Raw genomic sequence first — 22,070 nt, forward strand, 5'->3', positions numbered from 1 at the left:
ATCAATGCCTTGGGTATATTTATTTGCAGCAGGATTATGCGAAATAGGCTGGGCTTTCGGGCTTAAGTATTCAGAAGGATTCACAAAGCCATTGCCCGCTGCCATCACGGTTATATTGATCATCATCAGCTTTATGCTGTTCTCAAATGCGATGAAGACCATCCCGATCGGAACAGCTTATGCAGTATTCACTGGAATCGGAGCGGCAGGGACTGTAATTGTCAGTATGATGTTCCTCGGAGAGCCGGGCGGGGCTGTGAAGCTTTTATTCCTGGCGCTGCTGCTCGGCGGCATCATTGGGCTGAAAATGACCTCTAAAGAAGAAGAGACGGAAAAGGGGGCTGAGTAGGCATGTCGTGGTTTTATTTAGTATTGGCGGGCTTCGGTGAAATAGGCTTTGTCATTTTCATGAAGCTCTCAGAAGGCTTTACCAGAAAAAAGTATACAATCTTATCCGCGTTATCAGGCTTCATCAGCTTTTATTTTCTTTCCCGGGCACTGCTGGAGATTCCGATTGGCACCGGCTACGGGATCTGGACCGGAATCGGTGCAGCTGGAAGCGTGCTGCTTGGCATGCTGTTTTTCGGTGAATCCCGGGACTGGAAGCGGGTTGTATTTATTGGGATGATCATCGGCGGTGTTATTGGCTTAAAAACGATCAGCTAAGCAGAGGCAGCAGCTCTAAAATGTAGAGCTGCTGCTTTTTTTCGGCTGTTTCTACCTGGTTTCAGAGTTATTCTACCTGAATTTTTGTTTTTTCTGCCTGAAATCAGCTGGATTCTACCTAACAATAGTGATAATTTTTTCATATAACATGTATTACCAATTTATCTAATGTAAAAATTTGAAAAATTATAAAAAAATCTTACATAAATGCTAGAATATAAGAAAAAAGGAGCCATAACCAATGTACTGCCAACTAACCGACAGTTAGCAACCCGATAAGGGGGCCGCCTTCCTTCTATTTTGCCAAGTTAATGAACAATAGACAGGAGGAGACGGAATGAACAGAGCATATTTTGATTTTTTAGTAAAACAAGCTGAGAAGGAATTTAAAGGATGGGACTTCTCTTATCTGACGGAAACAGGGAGGATGGCCTCTGAGCCTCTGGCATGGAATTATGCGAACTGGGTGCTGCCTGAGATGCTGAATGCGGCATCCATGCTGGACATGGGCACCGGCGGAGGAGAGTTTCTTTCCTTATTATCCCCGCTTCCGTCCAATACAGCTGCCACAGAAGGGTACGGACCGAATATAGAGATTGCAGCAGAACGTCTGGGGCCGCTTGGAATAAAGGTTTATGAGATAAAAGACGATTCGGGGCTGCCTTTTGATGACCGCCTGTTTGATCTCGTGATTAACCGCCATGAGTCTTATGATCCACAGGAAGTGAACCGCATCCTGAAGCCAGGAGGATTTTTCATCACCCAGCAGGTTGGCGGCACAGACAACTTAGGTTTGAACCGATTACTCGGCGCTAAAGAGGACTTCGGGTATGCCGGCTGGAACCTTGAGAAGTCCATTCACCAGCTTGAAGATGCCGGCTTCCATATTGCCGACTCTTATGAAGCATACCCTTATACAAGATTCTACGATGTCGGCGCCATTCTCTACTATTTGAAGGCCATTCCCTGGCAGATAGAAGGGTTTACTGCTGCGGGATACGAAAAAAAGCTGAGGGAGCTGCACGGGGAAATCCAGCGGACGGGTTATGCGGAAGTCCGGTCGCACCGGTTCATTATAAAAGCGCAAAAGAAAAGCTGACAGATCAGCCGGCCGGAAGGGCCGGCCTGTTGAAAGGGGCGGAAAGATGAGTTTGAAGCTGGGCTATATCATTTTATATGTTGAAGATTTGGAAAAGACGAAGCGGTTTTATGGCGAACTTCTCGGTCTCGAGCTGAAAAATGAATTTGGCACCTACATAGAATATGACACAGGCAGCACGATCCTCTCCATGAACACAAGGGAAAATGGGCGTGAACTGACAGATCTTCCAATACCAGCAGGTTTCCGGGAAGAGCAGACGATGGAGCTGGGCTTTGTGACGGAGGATGTGGAAGGGACAATCGAAAAGGCACGCAAGGCAGGAGTCCGCATTTTGCTGGAACCCGTGAAAAAGCCCTGGGGGCAGACTGTCGCCTATATGGAAGATCCGGATGGGCATTATATTGAGATTTGCACACCCATCGGCTAAAAATGCCTGGCCCTCTTTTTAGAGGGCTTATTTTTTTGCGTGAACAAGATTTATCCGGTTAAGTATTTCGAAGAAAATCGAAGAAAAACAGTGGAAACTCATTAATTCGGCGCTTACACCAGCTCTTGTAAATTATCTGGAATATGGTATGATACTCTATGTTTTTGTCGGCCCGGACTTTGATGAGAGTTCAAAGTCACACTATAAATCCAATAAACTAAGGGGTGTTCATTTGAAAGGTTTATCAATTAAAGAACAATGGTTTGGCAATGTCAGAGGAGATATCCTGGCCGGGATTGTCGTAGCGCTTGCGCTCATTCCCGAGGCGATTGCTTTCTCCATTATTGCAGGTGTGGATCCGATGGTCGGTCTCTATGCTTCTTTTTGCATTGCGGTCATTATCGCATTTGTCGGGGGACGGCCGGGGATGATTTCAGCGGCAACCGGAGCCATGGCCCTGCTGATGGTTACGCTTGTTGCAGACCACGGGCTTCAGTACTTGTTTGCTGCCACCATCCTGACTGGGATCATTCAGCTGCTGCTGGGTGTCTTTAAGCTGGCCAGGTTTATGAAATTCATTCCAAGGTCCGTGATGATTGGATTTGTGAATGCGCTCGCCATCTTGATTTTTATGGCACAGCTTGAACAGTTTGTCGATGCTACATGGGTCATGTATGCCATGGTAGCCGGTGCGCTTGCAATCATTTATTTGTTTCCGCGCATTACAAAGGCTGTCCCATCGCCGCTTGTTGCCATTATTGTCATTTCTATCATTGCGATAACGACCGGTTCGGATGTACGGACAGTAGGAGACATGGGAGAGCTGACAAGAAAGCTTCCGGTCTTCCTGATTCCGGATATCCCGCTGAACCTGGAAACACTGAAGATTATCTTCCCTTATTCCCTCGGACTGGCCATTGTCGGCCTGCTTGAGTCACTTTTGACTGCTTCCATCGTCGATGATATGACCGACACGGAAAGCAACAAAAACCGTGAAGCCAGAGGGCAGGGAATTGCCAATATCATTAACGGATTTCTCGGCGGGATGGCCGGCTGTGCCATGATTGGCCAATCCGTCATTAATGTGAAATCAGGGGGACGAGGAAGGTTATCTACCTTAACAGCAGGTATGTTCCTGATGTTCCTGATTCTGGTCCTCGGCGACCTGGTCGTCCAGATTCCGATGGCTGCGCTAGTCGGAGTCATGATTATGGTATCCATTGGTACATTTGACTGGACTTCTCTCCGCAATATGGCAAAGGTTCCTGCCACCGATTCGATTGTAATGGTCGTAACGGTTGTAACGGTCGTCTTTACCCATGACCTGTCTAAAGGCGTCTTTGCGGGAGTGCTCCTGAGTGCGATATTCTTCGTTGCCAAAATCTCAAAGGTGAAGGTATCAACAGTCCTTGATGAAAAAGCAGGCAAACGCACCTATAAAGTGACAGGACAGCTGTTCTTCGCCTCTGTCACAGATTTTGCCGGCAGTTTTGATTTGAAGGAAACGGCGCAGGAGGTAGTGATCGACCTCTCTGAAGCACATGTGTGGGATGACTCTGCTGTAGCTGCCATTGATAAAATTGTGATGAAGCTCCGGGAAAATGGAACTAGCGTCCAGCTGATTGGACTCAACGAGCCGAGCCTGCATCTGGTTGATAAGCTGGCTGTCCACAAACAGGATGGCGCCAAGCTTTCCGGCCATTAATATAGAAAAAGGAAGACATTCTAAATGGTGTCTTCCCTTTTTTTATTTTAGGACTTTTTAATCCTGACGAATTTCCGCTTTCCAACTTGCAGGATCAGCTCTGCCTGCAAAGAAACCTTCGTGTTAATATCCTCGGCCTTTTCGCCATTCATCCTGACACCGCCGTTTAGAACCATCCGTCTTGCTTCGCTTCTGGAAGAAAAGAGGCCGGCAAACATCAGCAGCTCCAGCAGCTCTGGTTCATCACCGCCAACCCATGTAAGGACGGGCATGTCTTCCGGTATGGAGCCTTGCTGGAATACGCTTTTGAAATGGGATTCTGCCTTGCTGGCAGCTTCATGCCCGTGGTACATGCTGACAATGGTTCTGGCAAGCTGCATTTTAGCGTCCCGGGGATGAAGCGCCCCTTCTTCAAGCCTCTGCTGGATGGTCGCCTTCTCAGCGAGCGGCAGGCTTGTTGCAAGGTGGAAGTATTTCTCCATCAGCTCATCTGGAATCGACATGGCTTTGCCGTACATTTCCTCCGGCTTTTCGTCCACCCCAATGTAATTGTTCTTGGATTTTGACATTTTTTCCGTTCCATCGAGCCCTTCCAGTAGAGGAACAAGGATTACCACTTGTTTTTCTTTCCCATAATGCTCCTGCAAATGCCTTCCCATGAGGACATTGAAATGCTGGTCATTGCCGCCGAGTTCAATATCGCTTTCAAGCATTACTGAATCATAGCCCTGCATGAGCGGGTAGAAAAACTCATGGAGGGAAATGGGCTTCCCTGCCCCAAGCCGTTCAGAAAAATCATTCCGCTCGAGCAGACGGGCCACAGTGATTTTGCCGGCCAGCTCGATGACATCCTGGAGATGGAGGGAGGACAGCCATTTGGAATTATAATGAAGCTCGGCCTTGCCCATATCAAGCACTTTGCCGAATTGCTGGAAGTAGGTTTCCGCATTATGCTTTACCTCTTCGTCGGTCAGCTGCTTTCTTGCTGAAGATTTCCCCGTCGGATCGCCGATTTTTCCGGTAAAATCGCCGATGATCAGCTGGATGGTATGGCCATTTTCCTGGAATTGCTTCAGCTTATTCAATACGACCGTATGGCCCAGGTGGACGTCAGGTGCGGACGGATCAAGCCCGAGCTTCACCTTCAGCGGCTTGCCGAGAAAGAGTGATTTGGCGATTTTATTTTTCAGCTCATGAGGGGGCACCACATCCTGAGTGCCGCTGGTGTAAAGCTGATATTGCCTTTCAAGCTCCTTTTCCTGATTGGGGTTCAGCTTTTCTATAAAATTCTCCATGATATATCCTCCTTATGTTTTTTTGTTTGCGGCACTTCCTGATGAGTTTTGAATGCACAAAAAAACCACATCCCTGTAAAAAGGGACGTGGTTTTGCACGCGGTACCACCCTTGTTGAAGACTTTTGTCTTCCGCTCGTTCGGATAACGGACCGTCCGTCCTTTGCTACTTCATGTTTCACAAAGAAAGTTCAAGGAGGTAATTCACGTTTGCTTTTGTACCGGTTTGCACCAAACACCGGCTCTCTTCAAACAGGGAAGCAAACCCTACTAATTCCTGTCATAACTCATCTATTTAATTACTGTTTACTGAATGTTAGAAACAGTTTAGATGATTATCCAGGAGATGTCAAAAGTAATTTTCAGGCTATACAGCCTTTGCTTCATTTTTGAGCGGAACGGCTTTCTTTCCACTTGCTTTGTCTGCCAGGATTGTGATGGCGCCATCACCTGTTACGTTGCAGGCAGTACCGAAGCTGTCCTGGGCAAGATAGAGGGCAATCATCAAAGCAGTCATTGTCCCATTAAAGCCAAGCATAGATTCCAGCAGGCCGAGCGCAGCCATGACGGCTCCCCCCGGAACGCCTGGCGCGGCAATCATTGTAATCCCGAGCATCATAATAAACGGGAACATCTGCCCGAAGGATACTGCTTCACCCTGCAGCATAAGAACAGCAATGGAACAGCTCACTAGTGTAATGGTGCTTCCGGATAAATGGATCGTTGCCAGGAGCGGCACAGCGAAATCTGCTGTTTTCTCCCGTGCGCCCAGCTTTTTGACCTGTTTCAGTGTCACAGGGATTGTAGAGGCAGAAGACTGAGTTCCGAGCGCAGTGAAATAAGCAGGAAGCATGGACTTCAGCAGGTAGAAAGGATTCTTCCTGGCGGCAGCCCCTGCTGCTGTGTACTGCAAAAGCAGGAAAAGGAAATGAAGGGCAATAATCATGATAAATACTTTTGCGAATACACTGATGATGCTTCCAACTTGTCCGCCGTGCGTCATATTGGCAAAGATTCCAAAGATATGGAAAGGCAGCAAAGGGATAATGATTTTTTCGATCAGCATTTCGATGATGCCGCGGAAATCATCCATCACATTTTGCAGGGCATTGCTTCTCAGGCCGGCAAGTCCAAGCCCGATTGTAAAAGCAAGCAGAAGTGCTGTCATTACGCCCATGACCGGCGGCATATCCACCTGGAAAAAGGGAGCAGCGAGCGCTTCCTCCGGATTTTCGAATTCTTTTAAGCTTTGATTCTTAAGCAGGGCAGGGTACAGGCTGACAGCGGCAAAATAGGCGGCTGTTCCCGCAGCGATGGTAGAGGCATAAGCAAACCCTGTCGTAATGCCGAGAAGCTTGCCGGCACCCTTTCCCATTGTCCCGATCCCGGGAGCAATGAACCCGATGATGATTAAAGGGATGGCAAAGCCGAGAAAGTTTCCGAACAGGCTGTTGAATGTAGCGAACAGCCTAATGGCTCCTTCTGGAGAAAAAGAACCAATTAAAATGCCTAAAGCTATTGCAAGAATAATTCTGGGAAGTAGTCCTAGCCGTTTCATTATTGTCCTCCTCGAAAATACATTTGTTTGTATAACGTGGATTATACAGTCATATACCTTTCTTGTTAAGTGGAAATTTTTAAAAGGAGATAAATAAAAATATTCTATAAATTCAGACTATAGGATTTAAAAACTATCTGAGAATAATTCCTTAGAACCAGTTACCCGGGAGGCTGGAGGAAATAAGGGGAATGGGTTGCAAATGGGCATAGGAAATCATACATATATAGAAAGCAGGGCAGACTGGGAAAGAAAAAAATTCCTGCAAATAACAATAGTCAATCACGCCTTTTTCGCTTTTGGAGTGGTAAAATGAAACATGTGATTGAATAAATGGAGGGTTCCTTTTGATGAAAAAGAAGCTTGGATTATTATACGGCGGAAAATCCGCAGAGCATAAAGTATCAATGCAGACGGCCCTTGCTGTCATTAAAGCCTTGGATTTGGAGAAATTTGATATATATCCTGTTTACATAACCGAGGAAGGGGAATGGGTGAAGGGCCCCATGCTTGAAGCGCCGGCAGAGAGCGTCAAGCAGCTGGAATTCTCCCAGGGAGAGGCTATGTCGCCTGCAGCCCTGGCTCCGGCTATGTTCAAATCAGCTGAAGAAAGCAGCTTTGACGTTATCTTCCCGCTTCTTCACGGTCCAAATGGTGAAGACGGCACGGTTCAGGGGATGCTTGAGCTCCTTAACCTTCCTTATGTCGGCAATGGGGTGCTTGCCTCATCTGCAGGCATGGATAAAGTTATCATGAAGAATATCTTTGCACAGGCTGGCCTGCCGCAGGTCAACTATGTATGGTTCGTCCGCAGCGAATGGCAAAAGGCTGGTGAAACAGCTTATGAGAAGGTAGAAAGTGAACTTGGCTATCCTTGCTTTGTCAAGCCGGCCAATCTTGGGTCCAGTGTAGGGATCAGCAAATGTTCAAACCGGGAAGAGCTGGCAGCAGCATTTGAAGAAGCGTTCCAGTTTGACCGGAAGATCATTGTGGAGGAAGGCGTAACGGCGAGGGAGATTGAGCTCGGCGTCCTTGGAAATGATGAGCCGGAGTGTTCGGTGGCCGGCGAAATTGTACCGAAAAAAGACTTCTATGATTATAAAGCCAAGTATGAGGATGGCGATACAGCCATGATCATTCCTGCTGAAATTACAGAAGAGGAATACAGCACACTGAACGAGATGTCGATCAGGGCTTTCAAGGCTCTTGACTGTTCCGGACTCGTAAGGGCAGACTTCTTCCTGACACGTGACGGCAAGGTCATGATCAATGAGGTTAATACCATGCCTGGCTTTACGCCGTTCAGCATGTTCCCGCTTCTTTGGAAGCATACTGGCGTGGAATATCCGCAGCTGATTGAAAGGCTGGTAAAACTGGCTATTGAAAGGCATACGGAAAAACAGAGCATCAAACATACAATGTAATCTTTTAGATAGAGGCACGGCTATGTGGGCCGTGTCCCTTTTCTATTAATAGAATCAGTTAGGAGGCGCAGCAGATGATTCAGCGTACAATCGCTCAGATTGCCGGGATGATCCCCGTTTTAAATGACCACTCGGCTTTTTCTGATGTCAGCATCAAGGGAGTATCTATAAATTCAAGGACAATGGAGCCCGGCAACCTGTTCGTTCCATTCAAGGGGGAACAGACCGATGGGCACCGTTATGTAGAGGATGCCCTTCGAAAGGGGGCGGCAGCTGCACTTTGGCAGAAGGATGTTCCGAATCCGCCGCTCCATTTGCCGATCCTTGTGGTAGAGGACACGCTCAAGGCGGTGCAGCAGCTGTCAGAGGCGTACCGGAATGAGCTGGATATTAAGGTGGCCGGGATAACAGGCAGCAATGGAAAGACGACAGTGAAGGATATGACTGCCCTTCTTCTGTCTTTAAAATACAAGGTCCAAAAAACAGAGGGGAATTACAATAACCATCTTGGCCTGCCCCTTACCTTGCTATCTTTGGAGGAAGATACTGAGGTTGCGGTCCTTGAAATGGGGATGAGCGGCTTTGGGGAAATTGAGTTCCTGACAAAGCTGGCCCGTCCGGACGTGGTCATGATCACCAATATTGGGGAATCGCATCTCCAGGATCTCGGCTCAAGAGCGGGCATTGCAAAGGCCAAGCTTGAAATCATTGAAGGGCTGAAGGACGATGGCATGATCATCTATCATGGGGATGAGCCTCTCCTGAAAGACAGGCTTGCCGGCTACAGCGGCCCGGCAGAAATCCGTTCGTTCGGCCAAAGCTCTTCAAATAGCATCTATCCTGTTAAGATCAATCAGGAAGAGAAGGGGAGCGTCTTCCAGACGAATCTTTCAGATATGGAGTATCATTTGCCGGTGCTCGGTGTCCACAATGTTATGAATGCACTCTGCGCCATGGAGGCTGCCCGTTTCCTCGGCGTCCCTTATGAGCAGATGAATGAAGGATTTGCTTCCTTGAAGCTGACAGCGATGAGAATGGAGCTTTCGGAAGGAAGCAAAGGCGAAAAGATTATCAATGATGCCTATAATGCCAGCCCGACTTCAATGAGGGCGGCAATCGATCTCGTGTCAGAGCTTTCAGGATATAGCAGAAAGGTGCTTGTACTGGCTGATATGCTTGAGCTCGGAGATGATGAAGTGAGATTTCACCGCGAGATTGGCCAAGCGATCGACCCGGAAAAGATTGATTATGTGTTAACGTTCGGATCCCTCGGCCGCGTTATCGCGGAAGGGGCACAAGAGGCGTTTTCAGAGGACCGGGTTTTTCCTTTTTCTGAGAAAGGCCCATTGATTGAAAAGCTGCAGAGCCTGACGAGTGCAGAAACAATTGTACTGTTTAAAGGCTCCAGGGGAATGAAGCTGGAAGAAGCAGCTGAAGCACTGAAGTGATAGGCTGATATAAGGAAAAAAATCCCTGTTTCACATGAAACAGGGATTTTTTCTATAACTATATGGGTCAAAGACGCAAGAGCTGGACAATAGCCAATACTGCGCCCACAGCTATAGGGGAAGCAGTCAGAAGGGTTAAGCTTCCCCCTTTATTAATATAATTTTCAAGCGGATTGGCCGCAGGTGATGCCAAAAAAGAGAGAACTCTGTCGAAACTGCTCTTTTTCCTGGGGATTTCCGGTATATCTACATGGTAGGAATCCAGATGCATTTTTAAAAACGGATCCTGTTTTAATAATTCTTCTGCATCATTGGGTTTTTCTTTGTTCAATTTCATCCACCTCCAGGACAGTTTTCAATGTTTTTATGGCATGATGGAGCCGTGACTTCACCGTGCCGACAGGGATGCCGACAACCTCTGCAATCTCTGCCTGAGGCATATCATGATAATAGCTTAAAATAATGACTGCCCTCTGTGCCTCAGGGAGGCTGGAGATAGCTTCCCGAACCGTCATCTTATCTGCCTGATCCATCTGCCCTTCAGATGAGGGGAGCAGGAATGGCATCAGCTTCTGCAATTTTTTCCGTCTATTCAGCTTGGTGATCATTAAATGATAAGCGATTTGAAAGAGATAGGTTTTAACGCCTGCCTTCTTTGGATCATAGCTTGCTTTTGACTGGTGGAGCTTCAGGAAAGCGTCCTGGACAAGATCGATGCTGAGCTGCTCTTCTTTTGTGAAGCGGAACAGAAAAGCATATAAGGGGGATTTAAGCGAAAGATACAGCTGGTCAAATGCCTCTTCGCTCCCTTCCTGGAAGGCTATCATAAATTGATTGGCTCTTCCGGTATGCTCAGTCATCCCGCTGAAGCTCCTTGACCCCTTTGATGACCATGGCCAGCCGTGAAATAAGATAGGCCGTCCCAACAATCACCCAGGCCTGGCCCTGGTTCGTGAAAAATTGGACAAAAGGATTTTCAATGGTGCTTCCTCCGGAAATCATGAAGTTTAAAATCTGGATGCAGATGATGCTGTAGGCGGCCACTCCGATCGCGAGGCCGTCGAAAACATTCCAGCGGAGCAGGACAGGCGACTTGCGGAAATTGATCTTGCCATTTTCTTTGACGATATATCTCCGCTGAAACGGAATGGCGATAGAGAAGATGATGATCATGATAAATACTGTGACAATCATTGAAACGATGAATCCAGTCCCCATTTGAGACACTCCCTTGCTTGCATTGTATCTATTATACAAATGAAGGGGGAGGGGGGTTCAATGGAAAAATAAAAAAACGGCGGAGGCCGTTTTTTTGAAGATATTGCAGAAAGAGGCAAAAAGAGTTTGAAAACCTGTTGATTGGAGTGCAAGGCACGTAGACTCCTGCGGGAGATAGCGGCAAGGCTGAGACCCCGCAAGAGCTTGCTCTGAGGAGGCTCAGCGTCGCCCCGCGAAAAGCGAAGTGCCTGGAACGGAAATCAAATGCCACGTTTAAAGCAGGAGATAATTCTCATAACAATTAAAAGATTTACCTATCCCTTTAAACAATCCCGGAGAAAAATGTTTTCCCGTCTAAGTAAGAAGCTCATAAATTTCATTCAGCTTATTGGCTCTTTTATAATCCAGCTCTTCTTTGGCATGCTGGATCTCAGGGGGGAGTATGCTGTTCAGGAAAGCGGCCTCCTGCTCGGTAAGTCTGCTTACAAACGCATTATCTCCTTCTGAAAGATCGTCAGTGATTTTATGGTACAGCTCCCGGCATTCATGAGAGCGGTCCGTATAATTGGACAGCAGTTCACGCAGATAGCCCAGCGATTGGTTCATGATCCTCACCTCATTATTGTAGTCCCTTACTAGGATGGTGAGTGGATAAATGAAATATGTGCTCCGATTGATAAATGTTTAAAAGAATTTTTAAAGGGTAAATAAAATGAAAAATCCGGCCGACCCCCATAATCCTATTAGCTGAACAGAATGTTATACTAGAGATAGAAAAGCCTGGCCTGAAAAAGGCGCATATAAGAGGCATAGGAGGTTTCGTATGAGAGCGCATTATCTGGATATTGACCGGCTGCTCGATGAAACCAGTGAATTACAAGAAGAGAATATATTTTATGCGATAGGCCAATTCGAGATAGACAAGCTCCTGGAGAGCACCCGGGATTGGTGAATTCATTGGTTCAGCCTTTAAGGCAGCACTCATGACAGCATAAAGGATTATATAAACAGGGGAAAGATAGATACAAATAGAGGCTGCCATTTTTCAGGCAGTCTTTTCTTTTATGGTGCCTGCCTTTGCGGGCGGATAATTTTGTTGGAATAATACTCATAGCAAAGTGTAAAATAAAGGAACTGTGAGAGCAAATCATACAGACGAAGGTGATGGACATGATCGGATGTCTTTGTATACATGGATTTACAGGTGCTCCGTTTGAGCTCGAGCCGCTGACGGAGTATCTCAGGAAACATACTGCGTGGGAGGTTGCCGTCCCTACCCTGCCTGGACATGGGGACAGGCTGCAGCTGAAAGGCATTGAGTATAAAAAGTGGATAAGCCATGCTGAAGATGAGCTGCAGAAGCTGATGGAGAAGTGTGATGAAGTCTATGTGATCGGTTTCTCCATGGGCGGGATCATTGCCAGTTATCTGGCGGTGCATTACCCGGTGAAAAAGCTGATCCTCTTAAGTGCGGCCGCCTATTATGTGAACCCGAAGCAGCTTGTGAAAGATATAGGAGAAATGATAAAGGACACCGTTAAAGGGAATCTTTTCAAGAATGAAATGTTCCTGAGATATAACCGGAAAATCAGGGAAACCCCGATTGCAGCCACGCTGCAGTTCAGGAGGCTGGTGTCTTCTGTAAGGCCGATCATTAACCAGATCCGGATTCCTACCCTGATTGCCCAGGGAGAAGTGGACGGAGTCGTCCCGCCGCGCAGTGCCACATACCTATATGAAAATATAGGTGCATCGTCCAAAAAGCTTATTTTTCTAAAAGAATCGAAGCACCTGATCTGCCACAGCGGCGAATGTGAAGGGCTGTTCCAGGATATATTGGAATTTCTGCAGCATGAGGCATAATTGCCAGGGTGGGCACTTTATTGCAAAGCGCCCTTAAAAATGGTAAGATAAACCCTAAAGTGCCAAAGAGAAATTTCTTTGAAACCCGGACATACTCCACCTGGAGAATGTCTTTTTTCACTTTAATATATAGGTATGACTGCAAGGGGCTTTATTATAAAAATTGTTCAAATACTGAATGAAATATAGCCAGCTAAATAAAGCTGCCATCTCCTTTACCGGGTTTCAGCCAGGATCCCTCCACTTAGATCCCGGCAGAGATACAAGATCTTCGGTCCTCTTAGAACACTCCAAAACGCTTGCCTGCCAAGTCTGCTGCAGGAAAGCATGTTTTGCCATGTATTGTCCGAGCGGCAGCTGACCCTGCTGATCTGACGCTAATCACCATAAATAATTGCCAAGAAACAAAGGAGAGAATACATTGACAAAGTTTCAAGATTTAGGCATCAGTCCTGCTACAATGAAATCACTAAAAAGAATGGGGTTTGAAGAAGCTACCCCAATCCAGGCGGAAACAATCCCTTTGAGCCTTGCTAATAAAGATTTGATCGGCCAGGCACAGACCGGTACGGGAAAAACCGCTGCATTCGGAGTTCCGCTGATTGATAAAATCGACACAAGCAAGGATGTTATCCAGGGGATCATCATTGCTCCGACCCGCGAGCTTGCGATCCAGGTATCTGAAGAGCTTTATAAGATCGGCTACGGAAAAAGAGCGCGCGTGCTTTCCATCTATGGAGGCCAGGATATCAACCGTCAGATCCGCGCCCTTAAAAAGCCACCTCATATCATCGTCGGAACACCTGGAAGGGTCCTTGACCATATCAACCGCAAAACGCTCCGCCTGGACAATGTCCACACAGCGATCCTTGACGAAGCAGATGAAATGCTGAACATGGGCTTTATTGAAGACATCGAATCCATCCTGTCAAGCGTTCCTGTGGAAAGGCAGACCCTCTTGTTCTCTGCCACCATGCCTGCACCAATCCAGAGAATGGCAGAAAGATTCATGAGAGACCCGCAGGTCATCCGTGTCAAAGCAAAGGAAATGACGGTTCCGCTTATTGAGCAGTTCTATGTGGAAGTACAGGAAAGAACCAAGTTCGACGTACTGACACGCCTGCTGAATATCCAGTCCCCGGAACTTGCCATCATTTTTGGGCGCACCAAAAGGCGTGTTGATGAGCTTGCAGAGGCGCTGAATCTGAGAGGCTTTCTTGCAGAAGGGATTCACGGAGATCTCAGCCAGGCGAAGCGTATGTCTGTACTGAGGAAGTTCAAGGAAGGATCCATCGATGTTCTTGTTGCGACTGATGTTGCTGCAAGGGGCCTTGATATTTCAGGCGTAACGCATGTTTATAATTTTGACATCCCTCAGGATCCTGAAAGCTATGTTCACCGAATCGGCCGTACAGGGCGCGCAGGAAAAGAAGGAATGGCGATGACTTTCATCACGCCGCGCGAGAGATCTTATCTTTCTGTCGTTGAAAGAACGACAAAGCGCAAGATGGAAAAAATGGTTCCGCCAACGCTTGCTGAAGCCCTTGAAGGCCAGCAAAAGGCTGCAGTCGACAAAATTTCACAGGCCATTAATGCCAATAACCTGGAAAACTATAAAGAGGCAGCAGACGAGCTTCTTGAGCAGCATGATGCTTCTGACGTTGTGGCAGCTGTCCTGAAGCTGTTGACGAAAGAGCCGGACGACACTCCTGTCAAGCTGACAGAAGAAAAGCCGCTTCCATCCAAAAGGGACAGAAAGCCTTACGACCGCAGAAGAAGCAATGACAATAGAAGAGGCAGCGACAACAGAAGAGGCTATGATTCCAAAAGGAAAGACGGCCAGTATAAACCAAGGCAGGGTCAGGGCGGCGGACGCCGTCAAGGCAATTATTCCAACCGTACCTCCGACAGCAGCCGTTAATAGAATATAGAAAATGGGCACCATGAGTGCTTTAAGCAAAAGGGGTACGGAATTTTTTCATTCCGAACCCCTTTTGCTGTTTTACTGGATTTTTGGCGTGCGGTGGCCTGTTATTGCCTTATCCATCCCGTTTTCGTGAGTATTCTACATAAAATTTTCTTTTTTCTACATAAAAAGGGATGGATTCTACATAAAAGCGAACTGATTCTACTTAAATCTGAAGGAATTCTACATAAAATACATATATTACCAAATATCTCATGGAAACTAGCTCCCCCTTTTTTAAAAAAGAAATTGGCGCATACTAAGCGGGATAAGGATCATTAAAGGGGGTTGCTCATTGACGATCATAAAGCTTGGATATGTGGCGATGAGCGTGCATCTGCAGAATTGCTCGCCTTCGCAGACCATGACCTATAAACAATTTTCCGGCATTAAGGACCGGGAAGCAGCCATCAGGAAGCTTGAGAGGATTGCGATATCCAATCTGGAAAACTGCCTGCGCCTCCTGAAGCATAATGCTGCCCATGATATTTCCTTCTTCCGGTTCAGCTCCAAGCTGATCCCGCTCGCCAATCATGAGGAACTGGCCGACTGGAAATATATGAGGCCGCTGAAGCCGGCTCTGCAGGACCTGGCGGATTATATTAAAGACCATAGAATGAGGGTTGATTTTCACCCGGATCACTTCGTCCTTCTGAATGCCCTGAAGCCGGAAATCCTGAATGTGTCGATAAAGACGCTTTCCATGCATAAGGCTTTGCTGAAGGGGATGGGGATTGAACCGGAGCACCGGTGTGTCCTGCATGTTGGCGGGGCTTACAATGACAAGGAGAAGGCGCTGGAGCAGTTCATCCATAACTGGGGGCTGATCCCGTCAGCCATCCAGCAGATGGTCATGCTCGAGAATGATGACACGGCCTTCACATTGGACGATACATTGTATCTGTGCGAAAAGCTTGGCATTCCGCTTGTCTTTGACTATCACCATCATTTGGCCCATTTCGAAAATGAAGACTGGATAAGCAATTGGGAGAGGGTCACCGCGACCTGGAAGCATGCAAAGCTTCCCATCAAGATGCATATATCCAGCCCCCGTTCCGCCAAGGACTTTCGGGCTCACGCTGATTATGTTGATCCGGTGATGTTCATGGACTTCCTGAAGAACATCAATGGGAGCGTACCGGAAATACATTGCATGATTGAAGCGAAACAGAAGGATGATGCCCTTTTCCAGCTGGCGGACTATCTCCGGAATGAGGCGGGTATGGAAGAGGTGGACCAGGCAGCGTTTAAAATGCAGCAATAATTTCCTCACGGGCTGCCTGAAGTCCTGTATACTGGAAGGTATGAAGCCTGAAGGACGGCTTATATCCTAAAGTGCCTTTTCAGGAGGAATTATTTATGAGCACCGGACCAAAAAAATGGATTTCAAAAAGGGCTCTCCCTGTATGGAGGATATCAGGGGCAATCCATTCAGGCATTTTTGTGCTTGCAATGGGAGGGGCTGCGGTACTTGCCTTTATTTTTGACGGGCCTGGATGGATCATCCCGGCAGCCGTCATCCTGGCATGTGTGTATATGTATTTTTTTATTATACTTTTCCCTTCGCTGAAGTGGAAAAGGTGGCGCTATGAGGTGCGGGAGCAGGAGATCGAGCTTCAGCATGGCATATTCATTGTCAAAAGGACGCTGGTCCCGATGGTCAGGGTGCAGCATGTTGATACAAGGCAGGGACCGATCCTGAGGAAGTATGCGCTGGCCACCATTACTGTCTCTACAGCAGCTACTGTCCATGAGATACCTGCGCTTGATATGGACGAAGCGGAAGAATTGCGCCTCTCCATTTCAAAGCTGGCAAGGGTGGCTGATGAAGATGTCTGAGCCGAAGAGGCTTCATCCGATCTCTGCGGTTGCCAACTTTTTTAAGCAGCTTAAAGAACTTATTGTACCGTTTTTGGTATTCATTGTTTTCGGATTCAAAAATTCAGACTGGGACCTTTTCTACCTTGTTGGCTCTGCAGCCGTCGTCCTCCTTGTACTGGCGGGCGGTATCCTGAAGTGGCTCCGCTTTACCTACCGGGTGGAGGAGGGCGAGCTGCGAATTGAATACGGGGTCTTTGTCCGCAAAAAAAGGTATATCCCTTTTGAAAGGATTCAGAGCCTTGATTTTTCCGAGGGCATCCTGCACCGGCCGTTCGGGCTTGTGAAGGTCAAGGTCGAAACAGCAGGGACGAGCGGAACCCAGGAGGCAGAGGCTACCCTTACAGCCATTACCAAGGCGGAGGCCGCCGCCATCCAGGCGGAGCTTACAGCGGAGAAGGCCGCCGGAGACGGGGAGAAGGAAGAGGCCCGCAATAGCGGACAAAACATTTATAAGATTTCCCCCGGACAGCTTCTGCTGCTTGCATCCACCTCGGGAGGGGCAGGGGTGGTCATTTCCGCAGTGATTGCTTTTTTCTTTCAGTTTGAAGAGATTATTCCCTATGAAGCTCTTTTTCACCGTTTTGAGCATTTCGCAGAAAATGGCGTGATTTTCATCAGCGGCGCTGTGTTTCTTCTCCTGTTATTGGCATGGATCATCGCTGTCATCGGGACGATGCTGAAGTATGCAGGCTTTACCGTCAGAAGAGAGGAAGATGACCTGGTCATCTCCCGGGGGCTCTTGGAGAAAAAGCAGCTCACGATTCCCCTGCACAGAATACAGGCGCTCCGCTTCAGTGAAAATCCTGCCAGGCAGCCGCTCGGGTTCGGTACTTTATATGTGGAAAGCGCGGGCGGGTCAGCTGTAGATAGGGATAGTGCCAAGGTAATGCTTTTCCCGCTTATCCAGAAAAAAGACTTGCAGGAACTGGTTGGTCGTCATCTTACAGATTATAATGCTGGAATTCAGCTTGCGGGGCTCCCGAAAAGGGCGCTGCCCCGGTACATTTTCAGGGGGCTCCTTGCCGCAGCTTTATTCATTATTGTTCCGCCGGCCATCTTTCGTCCATGGGGATTTCTGTCCCTTTTGCTGCTCCTGCCGGCTGTGGTCTGGCCCTTATTGAAATTCAGGGCAGCGGGGTGGCATATCAGCGGCAGCCAGCTGACACTCCGTTATAGGGCGTTCAGCAAGCATACAGTCTATATGATGAAAAATAAGGTGCAGTCACTCAGCCTGAAGGAAAGCCGCTTTCAAAAACGGAAGCAGCTTGCGACAGTGGAAGCTGCCGTCAAGTCCGGCTCGAGCGGGTCTGGCGGAAAGGCGGCTGACCTGGATATAAGTGATGCAGAACAGATTTACAGATGGTACTCCAGAGAAAAATGACAGCCATAAAGAAAAGCGCCAGCCGGCGCTTTTTCTGCATCATCTATTCCTTTTTAATGAAAGGGCTCCTATAAGAAAACCGGAGATAAACCCGAAGATATGCGCTGAAATATTGATGTTTGGCTGGATGAAGGTCATAATAAGCCCAATGACGGCTATCGTGATGATAATCTGTGAGCCCTCGCGCGACATTAAGTCTTTCCGGAAGTATGCGACCGCTGCAAAGAAGCCAAACAGGCCGAAAATGGCCCCGCTCGAGCCTACATGCGTGTAGGTGAGCGGCTCAAGCAGCAGGGTGGCCACATTGGCAGAGATGCCGGTGATAAGATAGATGCCGGCAAATCTCGCTTTTCCTGCAATCTTCTCCAGGGCAGGGCCGAACAGGACAAGGGAAAAGCTGTTAAACAGGACATGGGCAAATCCGCTGTGCATGAACATCGGGGTGGCAAGCCGCCATACCTCGCCCTCCCTTATGAATAAATTGACTCCGGCGAGCCTTTCAAATATGTAGGAATTCGGGAACAATACAGTCAGCAAATAGAATAATATATTCAAAAGCAAAATGATGGAGACAATGGGATAGAAGCGGATGAATTCTTTGAAGCTCTCTGTCCTTGTGAACATAACAGTCCCCTTTCTGTTTTTATCTGTAAAGGAAGGTTAATTATACTATAGCTTGAAAGAGCCGGAAATGGCCACTGCTTGTATACTATTGTGTATGCGAGATGCAAACCAATTAGAAGGATGATGCATGTGATTGAAGGGATCGGCATTGATATCGTTGAAATCGAAAGAATCAGCAGGATGGCCAATCGCGCAAAGTTTTCAGAACGTATCCTGACAGAGCGGGAACTGGCTAAATACATCATGCTGAACGAAAAGAGGAAGCTTGAATTCCTTGCAGGCCGGTTTGCGGCAAAGGAAGCTTTTTCAAAGGCTAATGGCACAGGAATAGGAAGCGAGCTGTCTTTTCAGGATATTGAGATATCAAATGACAGCAAAGGGAAGCCATTCTTCAGCAAGCCTGAAAGGGATGGCCTCCATCTTTCCATATCCCACAGCGAAAGCTATGCTGTTGCCCAGGTTGTCATTGAAACCCCGCTGCCGGGAAACGGTACTAAAAAGCTGTCATAGGCCAAGTCATATTCCCGGAGGTTGTCTCATATATTCATAGTGCGACAGGAGAGACAAGGCTATGCCCCGAATTGCCAGCCGGCATTTTCATGCGGAACCAGCTGTCCGGGCTTGCCCTGTCTCTCCTTCAGAAAGCGGAATGCCTGTATGCAGGCAGGAAGCGCACAATTGATGAAATGAGACAGAAGGGGTTGAAGGAATGAAGAAAAGATTGTTCATGCTTCTCGCCGGGCTTTTGGCCATCTTTGCCTTAACTGCCTGTGGAACTAAATCACAAGAGGATGTGGTGAAGGAGCTTGGCGGAAAAGTGGAGGAACTGAAGGGATATAAAGCAGAAGCGAAAATGACCCTTCAGATGGGCACCGAGCCCCAGACTTATGCAATTGAGATCTGGCATAAAAAACCTGATTACTATCGCGTCAGCCTGAAGAATCCTGAAAAGAACCAAAGCCAGATGATCCTCCGAAATGAGGAAGGCGTTTTTGTCCTGACACCGGCCCTCAACAAGAGCTTCAAGTTCCAGAGCGACTGGCCGCAGAACAGCAGCCAGGCATATCTGTATGAGTCCCTGCTGCAGGATATCCTCGAAGATAAAGAGGCGAAATTCAACGCTACTAAGGAACATTATGTTTTTGAAACAAAGACGAGATACCAGAACAACAAGATGCTTCCTTACCAGGAAATCACCCTTGATAAAAAGGATCTTGCCCCTGTCAGCGTCAAGGTTATGGATTCAGACAGAAATCCGCTGGTGACCGTCGACTTCTCCAAGGTTGACTTCAAGGCTGCCCTTGATAAAAAAGATTTCGACACCCAGAAAAATATGACCGGGGCCCAGATTGAGGTTCCAGTCATGGCAGAAGAAGCGGCCAGTGAGGAATTCTCTGTCAAATATCCGCAGGCCGAGCTTGAAAATGTCAGCCTGATCGATGAAAAAGAAATCAGCATGGAGGACGGCAAACGCTTTATCCTGACTTACGGCGGCGACAAGTCCTTTACGCTCATCCAGGAAAAAGCAAATGTCATGCCGGCAAACACCTCCTATACTTCTGAATCAGGGGAGCCGGTAGACCTAGGATTTACAATTGGGGCGATTGACGATAACAAAATCAGCTGGACCCACGGCGGGGTGGAATATATCATCGCATCCAGCGACCTGACAAGGGAAGAAATGGTCATGCTTGCACAATCAGTGCAGGGAGATGCAGTGAAATAATGGAAAGGCAGTTGCCCGGGGATGGGCAGCTGCCTTATTTTGTCATTCGTGTTTCTTGTTGTCCAGGAGCGGTTTATGCTTGTCGGGGCTGAGCAAGCGCCCTCCGCATTTCGTATTGTCCAGCTCCGGCGGCTAGAGCCTCGAGTCATAAGCCACCCAAGAATTAAAGGCAAAGAACGCCTTTTATTCTTGTGCGTCTTATGCTTGTCGGCTCTGGGCAAGCCGCCTCCGCATTTCGGTTTGTCCAGCTCCGGGCGCTAGCCCCTCGAGTCATAAGCCAATCAGGCCGGAAGGTTAAAGAACAACCTTCCGTCCTGCTCGTCTTATGCTTGTCGGGGCTGAGCAAGCGCCCTCCGCATTTCGGTTGACATTAAGATTCCAGAGTTTGATAATCGTATTTGTATACTTTTTGCACGGAAGGAAAAGGACGTGAATGGCAATGGATTATCCCACAGGTTTTTACCGGGATACATGGGCTGAAATAAATCTTGATCATATAAAAGAAAATGTGAAGTCAATGAAGAAGCTTCTTCCTGAAGATGTGAAGCTCTTTGCTGTGGTAAAAGCAAACGGATACGGGCATGGAGATTTCCAGGCTGCCAGAGCAGCCCTTGAGGCTGGGGCGGACTGCCTGGCTGTTGCCTTTATGGATGAAGCTCTTTCCCTCAGGCAGAGGGGAATTGAGGCCCCGATTCTGGTATTAGGTGCCAGCAGGCCTGAAGATGCACCCCTGGCTGCATCTGCGGACATAACCCTGACTGTTTTCCAGGTAAGCTGGCTCGAGAAGGCACTCCCTTGTCTGAAAGGGAAAAAACTGGCTTTTCACGTAAAGCTGGATACCGGAATGGGGCGGATCGGCGTAAGGGAGAAGGACGAGCTGCTTGCCATTGAAAAGCTTGCCGGGCGGGAGGATGCCTTTGAGCTGCAAGGCATCTACACCCACTTTGCAACAGCGGATGAGCTGGACGATTCCTATTTCCAGGAGCAGCTCATCCGATTCAGGGAAATGCTGTCGTGGCTCGGCGAGGTGCCGGAGATTGTCCATACCAGCAACAGTGCTGCTTCGCTCAGATATCCTGAAGCCCGCTTTAATGCCGTCAGGATGGGAATCAGCATGTACGGCCTCACCCCATCGCCGGAAATTGAGCATGAGCTTCCATTCCCGCTAAAGGAGGCTTTTTCGCTTCATGCCAGGATCGTGCATGTGAAGAAGCTCCAAAAAGGGGATAAAGTCAGCTATGGCGCCACCTATGAAGCAGAAGGCGACGAATGGATAGGCACCCTCCCGATCGGTTATGCCGACGGCTGGATCCGCAGGCTGCAGGGACAGGAAGTGCTGGTGAACGGGAGGAGAGCCCCCATTGTCGGACGGATCTGTATGGATCAATGCATGATACGCCTTCCATACGAGGTGGAGCCTGGAACAGCCGCGACCCTGATAGGTGAGCAGGAAGGCAGTATGATCTCTGTCAATGAAATTGCGGCAAAGCTTGAGACCATCAATTATGAGGTCACCTGCATGATCTCCAGCCGGGTGCCGCGCGTATATAAGCAGAAAGAGAAGACGGTGGATCTGAATAACCCGCTTCTTGGCAGGCAGAGCAGGCTTTGATCGGGGGATATCCCTGCTCTCCCGTTCCAGCTCAGCCATTTCATTCATATTTCAGGAAATAAATGCGTATTAATGCATAAAAGGATATTTTTTTGGCCGATAATACAGAGGAATTGCTGATTAGTCCTTTGCACAGCAGCTGAATAATGGTAATATAAAAAATGGTAGAGATAAA

General features: G+C 48.0%; 24 protein-coding genes and 1 other annotated feature. Of the genes, 16 read left to right on the forward strand and 8 right to left on the reverse strand.

The window, feature by feature from the left end; genetic code table 11:
- Nucleotides 1-4 precede the first annotated feature (4 nt).
- Nucleotides 5-349 carry a DMT family transporter gene (locus LCM00_RS19635; RefSeq protein WP_101552619.1) on the forward strand — a complete coding sequence of 115 codons (345 nt, stop codon included), beginning with the start codon at nt 5-7 and terminating at the stop codon, nt 347-349.
- Nucleotides 350-351: 2 nt separating this feature from the next.
- Nucleotides 352-666 carry a DMT family transporter gene (locus LCM00_RS19640; protein WP_101552621.1) on the forward strand — a complete coding sequence of 105 codons (315 nt, stop codon included), beginning with the start codon at nt 352-354 and terminating at the stop codon, nt 664-666.
- On the opposite strand, the gene LCM00_RS19645 is transcribed toward LCM00_RS19640, so the two are convergent.
- Entirely contained in the window at nt 663-809 is a 147-nt protein-coding gene (locus tag LCM00_RS19645) for a hypothetical protein (RefSeq protein ID WP_224905244.1), read from the reverse strand. The genes LCM00_RS19640 and LCM00_RS19645 overlap by 4 nt on opposite strands.
- A 194-nt stretch (nt 810-1,003) precedes the next feature.
- Here LCM00_RS19645 and LCM00_RS19650 point away from each other — a divergent pair, with 194 nt between their 5' ends.
- The 3 genes from LCM00_RS19650 (at nt 1,004) to LCM00_RS19660 (ending at nt 3,900) form a co-directional block, all read left to right on the forward strand.
- Complete coding sequence (locus tag LCM00_RS19650; RefSeq protein WP_224905246.1) at nt 1,004-1,765, forward strand: class I SAM-dependent methyltransferase; 762 nt, start codon at nt 1,004-1,006, stop codon at nt 1,763-1,765.
- A gap of 46 nt (nt 1,766-1,811) precedes the next feature.
- On the forward strand, nt 1,812-2,195 hold the full coding sequence (locus LCM00_RS19655) for a VOC family protein (RefSeq protein ID WP_101552625.1): 384 nt from the start codon (nt 1,812-1,814) through the stop codon (nt 2,193-2,195).
- A gap of 232 nt (nt 2,196-2,427) precedes the next feature.
- On the forward strand, nt 2,428-3,900 hold the full coding sequence (locus LCM00_RS19660) for a SulP family inorganic anion transporter (RefSeq protein WP_224905247.1): 1,473 nt from the start codon (nt 2,428-2,430) through the stop codon (nt 3,898-3,900).
- A gap of 47 nt (nt 3,901-3,947) precedes the next feature.
- Here LCM00_RS19660 and tyrS read toward each other — a convergent pair whose 3' ends face one another.
- Nucleotides 3,948-5,195, reverse strand: a complete 1,248-nt coding sequence (tyrS, locus tag LCM00_RS19665; RefSeq protein WP_224905249.1) for a tyrosine--tRNA ligase — start codon at nt 5,193-5,195, stop codon at nt 3,948-3,950.
- Between the two features lie 78 nt (nt 5,196-5,273).
- Nucleotides 5,274-5,487: a binding site (T-box leader), on the reverse strand.
- Nucleotides 5,488-5,561: 74 nt separating this feature from the next.
- Nucleotides 5,562-6,752: a dicarboxylate/amino acid:cation symporter gene (locus LCM00_RS19670; RefSeq protein ID WP_224905251.1), complete on the reverse strand. Its 1,191-nt coding sequence runs from the start codon at nt 6,750-6,752 to the stop codon at nt 5,562-5,564.
- Between the two features lie 350 nt (nt 6,753-7,102).
- On the opposite strand from LCM00_RS19670, the gene LCM00_RS19675 reads away from it, so the two are divergent.
- A complete protein-coding gene (locus tag LCM00_RS19675; protein WP_224905278.1) occupies nt 7,103-8,176 on the forward strand; it encodes a D-alanine--D-alanine ligase in 1,074 nt (357 codons plus the stop codon).
- Nucleotides 8,177-8,250: 74 nt separating this feature from the next.
- Nucleotides 8,251-9,624: a UDP-N-acetylmuramoyl-tripeptide--D-alanyl-D-alanine ligase gene (locus LCM00_RS19680; RefSeq protein ID WP_224905253.1), complete on the forward strand. Its 1,374-nt coding sequence runs from the start codon at nt 8,251-8,253 to the stop codon at nt 9,622-9,624.
- A 67-nt stretch (nt 9,625-9,691) separates the two neighbouring features.
- Here the strand turns inward: LCM00_RS19680 and LCM00_RS19685 are convergent, their stop codons facing one another.
- The 4 genes from LCM00_RS19685 to LCM00_RS19700 all read right to left on the reverse strand — a co-directional run bounded on the left by LCM00_RS19685 (nt 9,692) and on the right by LCM00_RS19700 (nt 11,448).
- On the reverse strand, nt 9,692-9,955 hold the full coding sequence (locus LCM00_RS19685) for a hypothetical protein (protein ID WP_224905255.1): 264 nt from the start codon (nt 9,953-9,955) through the stop codon (nt 9,692-9,694).
- A complete protein-coding gene (locus LCM00_RS19690; RefSeq protein ID WP_224905280.1) occupies nt 9,933-10,451 on the reverse strand; it encodes an RNA polymerase sigma factor in 519 nt (172 codons plus the stop codon). Before LCM00_RS19690 ends, LCM00_RS19685 begins: the two co-directional genes overlap by 23 nt.
- Nucleotides 10,452-10,476: 25 nt before the next feature.
- Nucleotides 10,477-10,842 carry a group-specific protein gene (locus LCM00_RS19695; protein WP_224905258.1) on the reverse strand — a complete coding sequence of 122 codons (366 nt, stop codon included), beginning with the start codon at nt 10,840-10,842 and terminating at the stop codon, nt 10,477-10,479.
- A gap of 354 nt (nt 10,843-11,196) precedes the next feature.
- Nucleotides 11,197-11,448, reverse strand: coding sequence for a sigma-G-dependent sporulation-specific acid-soluble spore protein CsgA (locus LCM00_RS19700; protein WP_101552644.1), 252 nt, complete (start codon nt 11,446-11,448; stop codon nt 11,197-11,199).
- A 217-nt stretch (nt 11,449-11,665) separates the two neighbouring features.
- Between LCM00_RS19700 and LCM00_RS24710 the strand changes: the two genes are divergently transcribed.
- The 6 genes from LCM00_RS24710 (at nt 11,666) to LCM00_RS19725 (ending at nt 17,933) form a co-directional block, all read left to right on the forward strand.
- Nucleotides 11,666-11,794, forward strand: coding sequence for a hypothetical protein (locus LCM00_RS24710; RefSeq protein ID WP_257964304.1), 129 nt, complete (start codon nt 11,666-11,668; stop codon nt 11,792-11,794).
- A gap of 218 nt (nt 11,795-12,012) precedes the next feature.
- Nucleotides 12,013-12,705, forward strand: a complete 693-nt coding sequence (locus tag LCM00_RS19705) for an alpha/beta hydrolase (protein ID WP_101552646.1) — start codon at nt 12,013-12,015, stop codon at nt 12,703-12,705.
- Nucleotides 12,706-13,126: 421 nt separating this feature from the next.
- Nucleotides 13,127-14,626 carry a DEAD/DEAH box helicase gene (locus LCM00_RS19710; RefSeq protein WP_224905260.1) on the forward strand — a complete coding sequence of 500 codons (1,500 nt, stop codon included), beginning with the start codon at nt 13,127-13,129 and terminating at the stop codon, nt 14,624-14,626.
- A gap of 340 nt (nt 14,627-14,966) precedes the next feature.
- Nucleotides 14,967-15,935, forward strand: coding sequence for a UV DNA damage repair endonuclease UvsE (gene uvsE, locus LCM00_RS19715; RefSeq protein WP_224905262.1), 969 nt, complete (start codon nt 14,967-14,969; stop codon nt 15,933-15,935).
- A gap of 95 nt (nt 15,936-16,030) precedes the next feature.
- A complete protein-coding gene (locus LCM00_RS19720; RefSeq protein ID WP_224905264.1) occupies nt 16,031-16,510 on the forward strand; it encodes a PH domain-containing protein in 480 nt (159 codons plus the stop codon).
- A complete protein-coding gene (locus LCM00_RS19725; protein ID WP_318247634.1) occupies nt 16,503-17,933 on the forward strand; it encodes a PH domain-containing protein in 1,431 nt (476 codons plus the stop codon). The genes LCM00_RS19720 and LCM00_RS19725 overlap by 8 nt, the downstream gene beginning before the upstream one ends.
- Nucleotides 17,934-17,972: 39 nt before the next feature.
- Here the strand turns inward: LCM00_RS19725 and LCM00_RS19730 are convergent, their stop codons facing one another.
- Entirely contained in the window at nt 17,973-18,557 is a 585-nt protein-coding gene (locus LCM00_RS19730) for a rhomboid family intramembrane serine protease (RefSeq protein WP_224905268.1), read from the reverse strand.
- Nucleotides 18,558-18,686: 129 nt separating this feature from the next.
- Between LCM00_RS19730 and acpS the strand changes: the two genes are divergently transcribed.
- The 3 genes from acpS to alr all read left to right on the forward strand — a co-directional run bounded on the left by acpS (nt 18,687) and on the right by alr (nt 21,895).
- Nucleotides 18,687-19,067 (forward strand): holo-ACP synthase, encoded by a 381-nt coding sequence (gene acpS / locus LCM00_RS19735; RefSeq protein WP_224905282.1) that lies wholly within the window; start codon nt 18,687-18,689, stop codon nt 19,065-19,067.
- A gap of 199 nt (nt 19,068-19,266) precedes the next feature.
- The gene (locus LCM00_RS19740; protein WP_101552657.1) at nt 19,267-20,283 is read left to right on the forward strand and encodes a LolA family protein; all 1,017 of its coding nucleotides are present in this window, start codon (nt 19,267-19,269) and stop codon (nt 20,281-20,283) included.
- 433 nt (nt 20,284-20,716) lie between these two features.
- The gene (gene alr, locus LCM00_RS19745; RefSeq protein ID WP_404802180.1) at nt 20,717-21,895 is read left to right on the forward strand and encodes an alanine racemase; all 1,179 of its coding nucleotides are present in this window, start codon (nt 20,717-20,719) and stop codon (nt 21,893-21,895) included.
- The last annotated feature ends 175 nt before the right edge of the window (nt 21,896-22,070 follow it).

This window comes from Bacillus infantis (assembly GCF_020171945.1).
Lineage (GTDB): Bacteria > Bacillota > Bacilli > Bacillales > Cytobacillaceae > Bacillus_AB > Bacillus_AB infantis_A.

Coding starts and splice junctions, on each gene's coding strand:
- LCM00_RS19635 (WP_101552619.1), top strand. CDS start 5: ATGCCTTGGGTATATTTATTTGCAGCAGGATTATGCGAAATAGGCTGG.
- LCM00_RS19640 (WP_101552621.1), top strand. CDS start 352: ATGTCGTGGTTTTATTTAGTATTGGCGGGCTTCGGTGAAATAGGCTTT.
- LCM00_RS19645 (WP_224905244.1), bottom strand. CDS start 809: ATGAAAAAATTATCACTATTGTTAGGTAGAATCCAGCTGATTTCAGGC.
- LCM00_RS19650 (WP_224905246.1), top strand. CDS start 1,004: ATGAACAGAGCATATTTTGATTTTTTAGTAAAACAAGCTGAGAAGGAA.
- LCM00_RS19655 (WP_101552625.1), top strand. CDS start 1,812: ATGAGTTTGAAGCTGGGCTATATCATTTTATATGTTGAAGATTTGGAA.
- tyrS (WP_224905249.1), bottom strand. CDS start 5,195: ATGGAGAATTTTATAGAAAAGCTGAACCCCAATCAGGAAAAGGAGCTT.
- LCM00_RS19670 (WP_224905251.1), bottom strand. CDS start 6,752: ATGAAACGGCTAGGACTACTTCCCAGAATTATTCTTGCAATAGCTTTA.
- LCM00_RS19675 (WP_224905278.1), top strand. CDS start 7,103: ATGAAAAAGAAGCTTGGATTATTATACGGCGGAAAATCCGCAGAGCAT.
- LCM00_RS19680 (WP_224905253.1), top strand. CDS start 8,251: ATGATTCAGCGTACAATCGCTCAGATTGCCGGGATGATCCCCGTTTTA.
- LCM00_RS19690 (WP_224905280.1), bottom strand. CDS start 10,451: ATGATAGCCTTCCAGGAAGGGAGCGAAGAGGCATTTGACCAGCTGTAT.
- LCM00_RS19695 (WP_224905258.1), bottom strand. CDS start 10,842: ATGGGGACTGGATTCATCGTTTCAATGATTGTCACAGTATTTATCATG.
- LCM00_RS19700 (WP_101552644.1), bottom strand. CDS start 11,448: ATGAACCAATCGCTGGGCTATCTGCGTGAACTGCTGTCCAATTATACG.
- LCM00_RS24710 (WP_257964304.1), top strand. CDS start 11,666: ATGAGAGCGCATTATCTGGATATTGACCGGCTGCTCGATGAAACCAGT.
- LCM00_RS19705 (WP_101552646.1), top strand. CDS start 12,013: ATGATCGGATGTCTTTGTATACATGGATTTACAGGTGCTCCGTTTGAG.
- LCM00_RS19720 (WP_224905264.1), top strand. CDS start 16,031: ATGAGCACCGGACCAAAAAAATGGATTTCAAAAAGGGCTCTCCCTGTA.
- LCM00_RS19725 (WP_318247634.1), top strand. CDS start 16,503: ATGTCTGAGCCGAAGAGGCTTCATCCGATCTCTGCGGTTGCCAACTTT.
- LCM00_RS19730 (WP_224905268.1), bottom strand. CDS start 18,557: ATGTTCACAAGGACAGAGAGCTTCAAAGAATTCATCCGCTTCTATCCC.
- LCM00_RS19740 (WP_101552657.1), top strand. CDS start 19,267: ATGAAGAAAAGATTGTTCATGCTTCTCGCCGGGCTTTTGGCCATCTTT.
- alr (WP_404802180.1), top strand. CDS start 20,717: ATGGCAATGGATTATCCCACAGGTTTTTACCGGGATACATGGGCTGAA.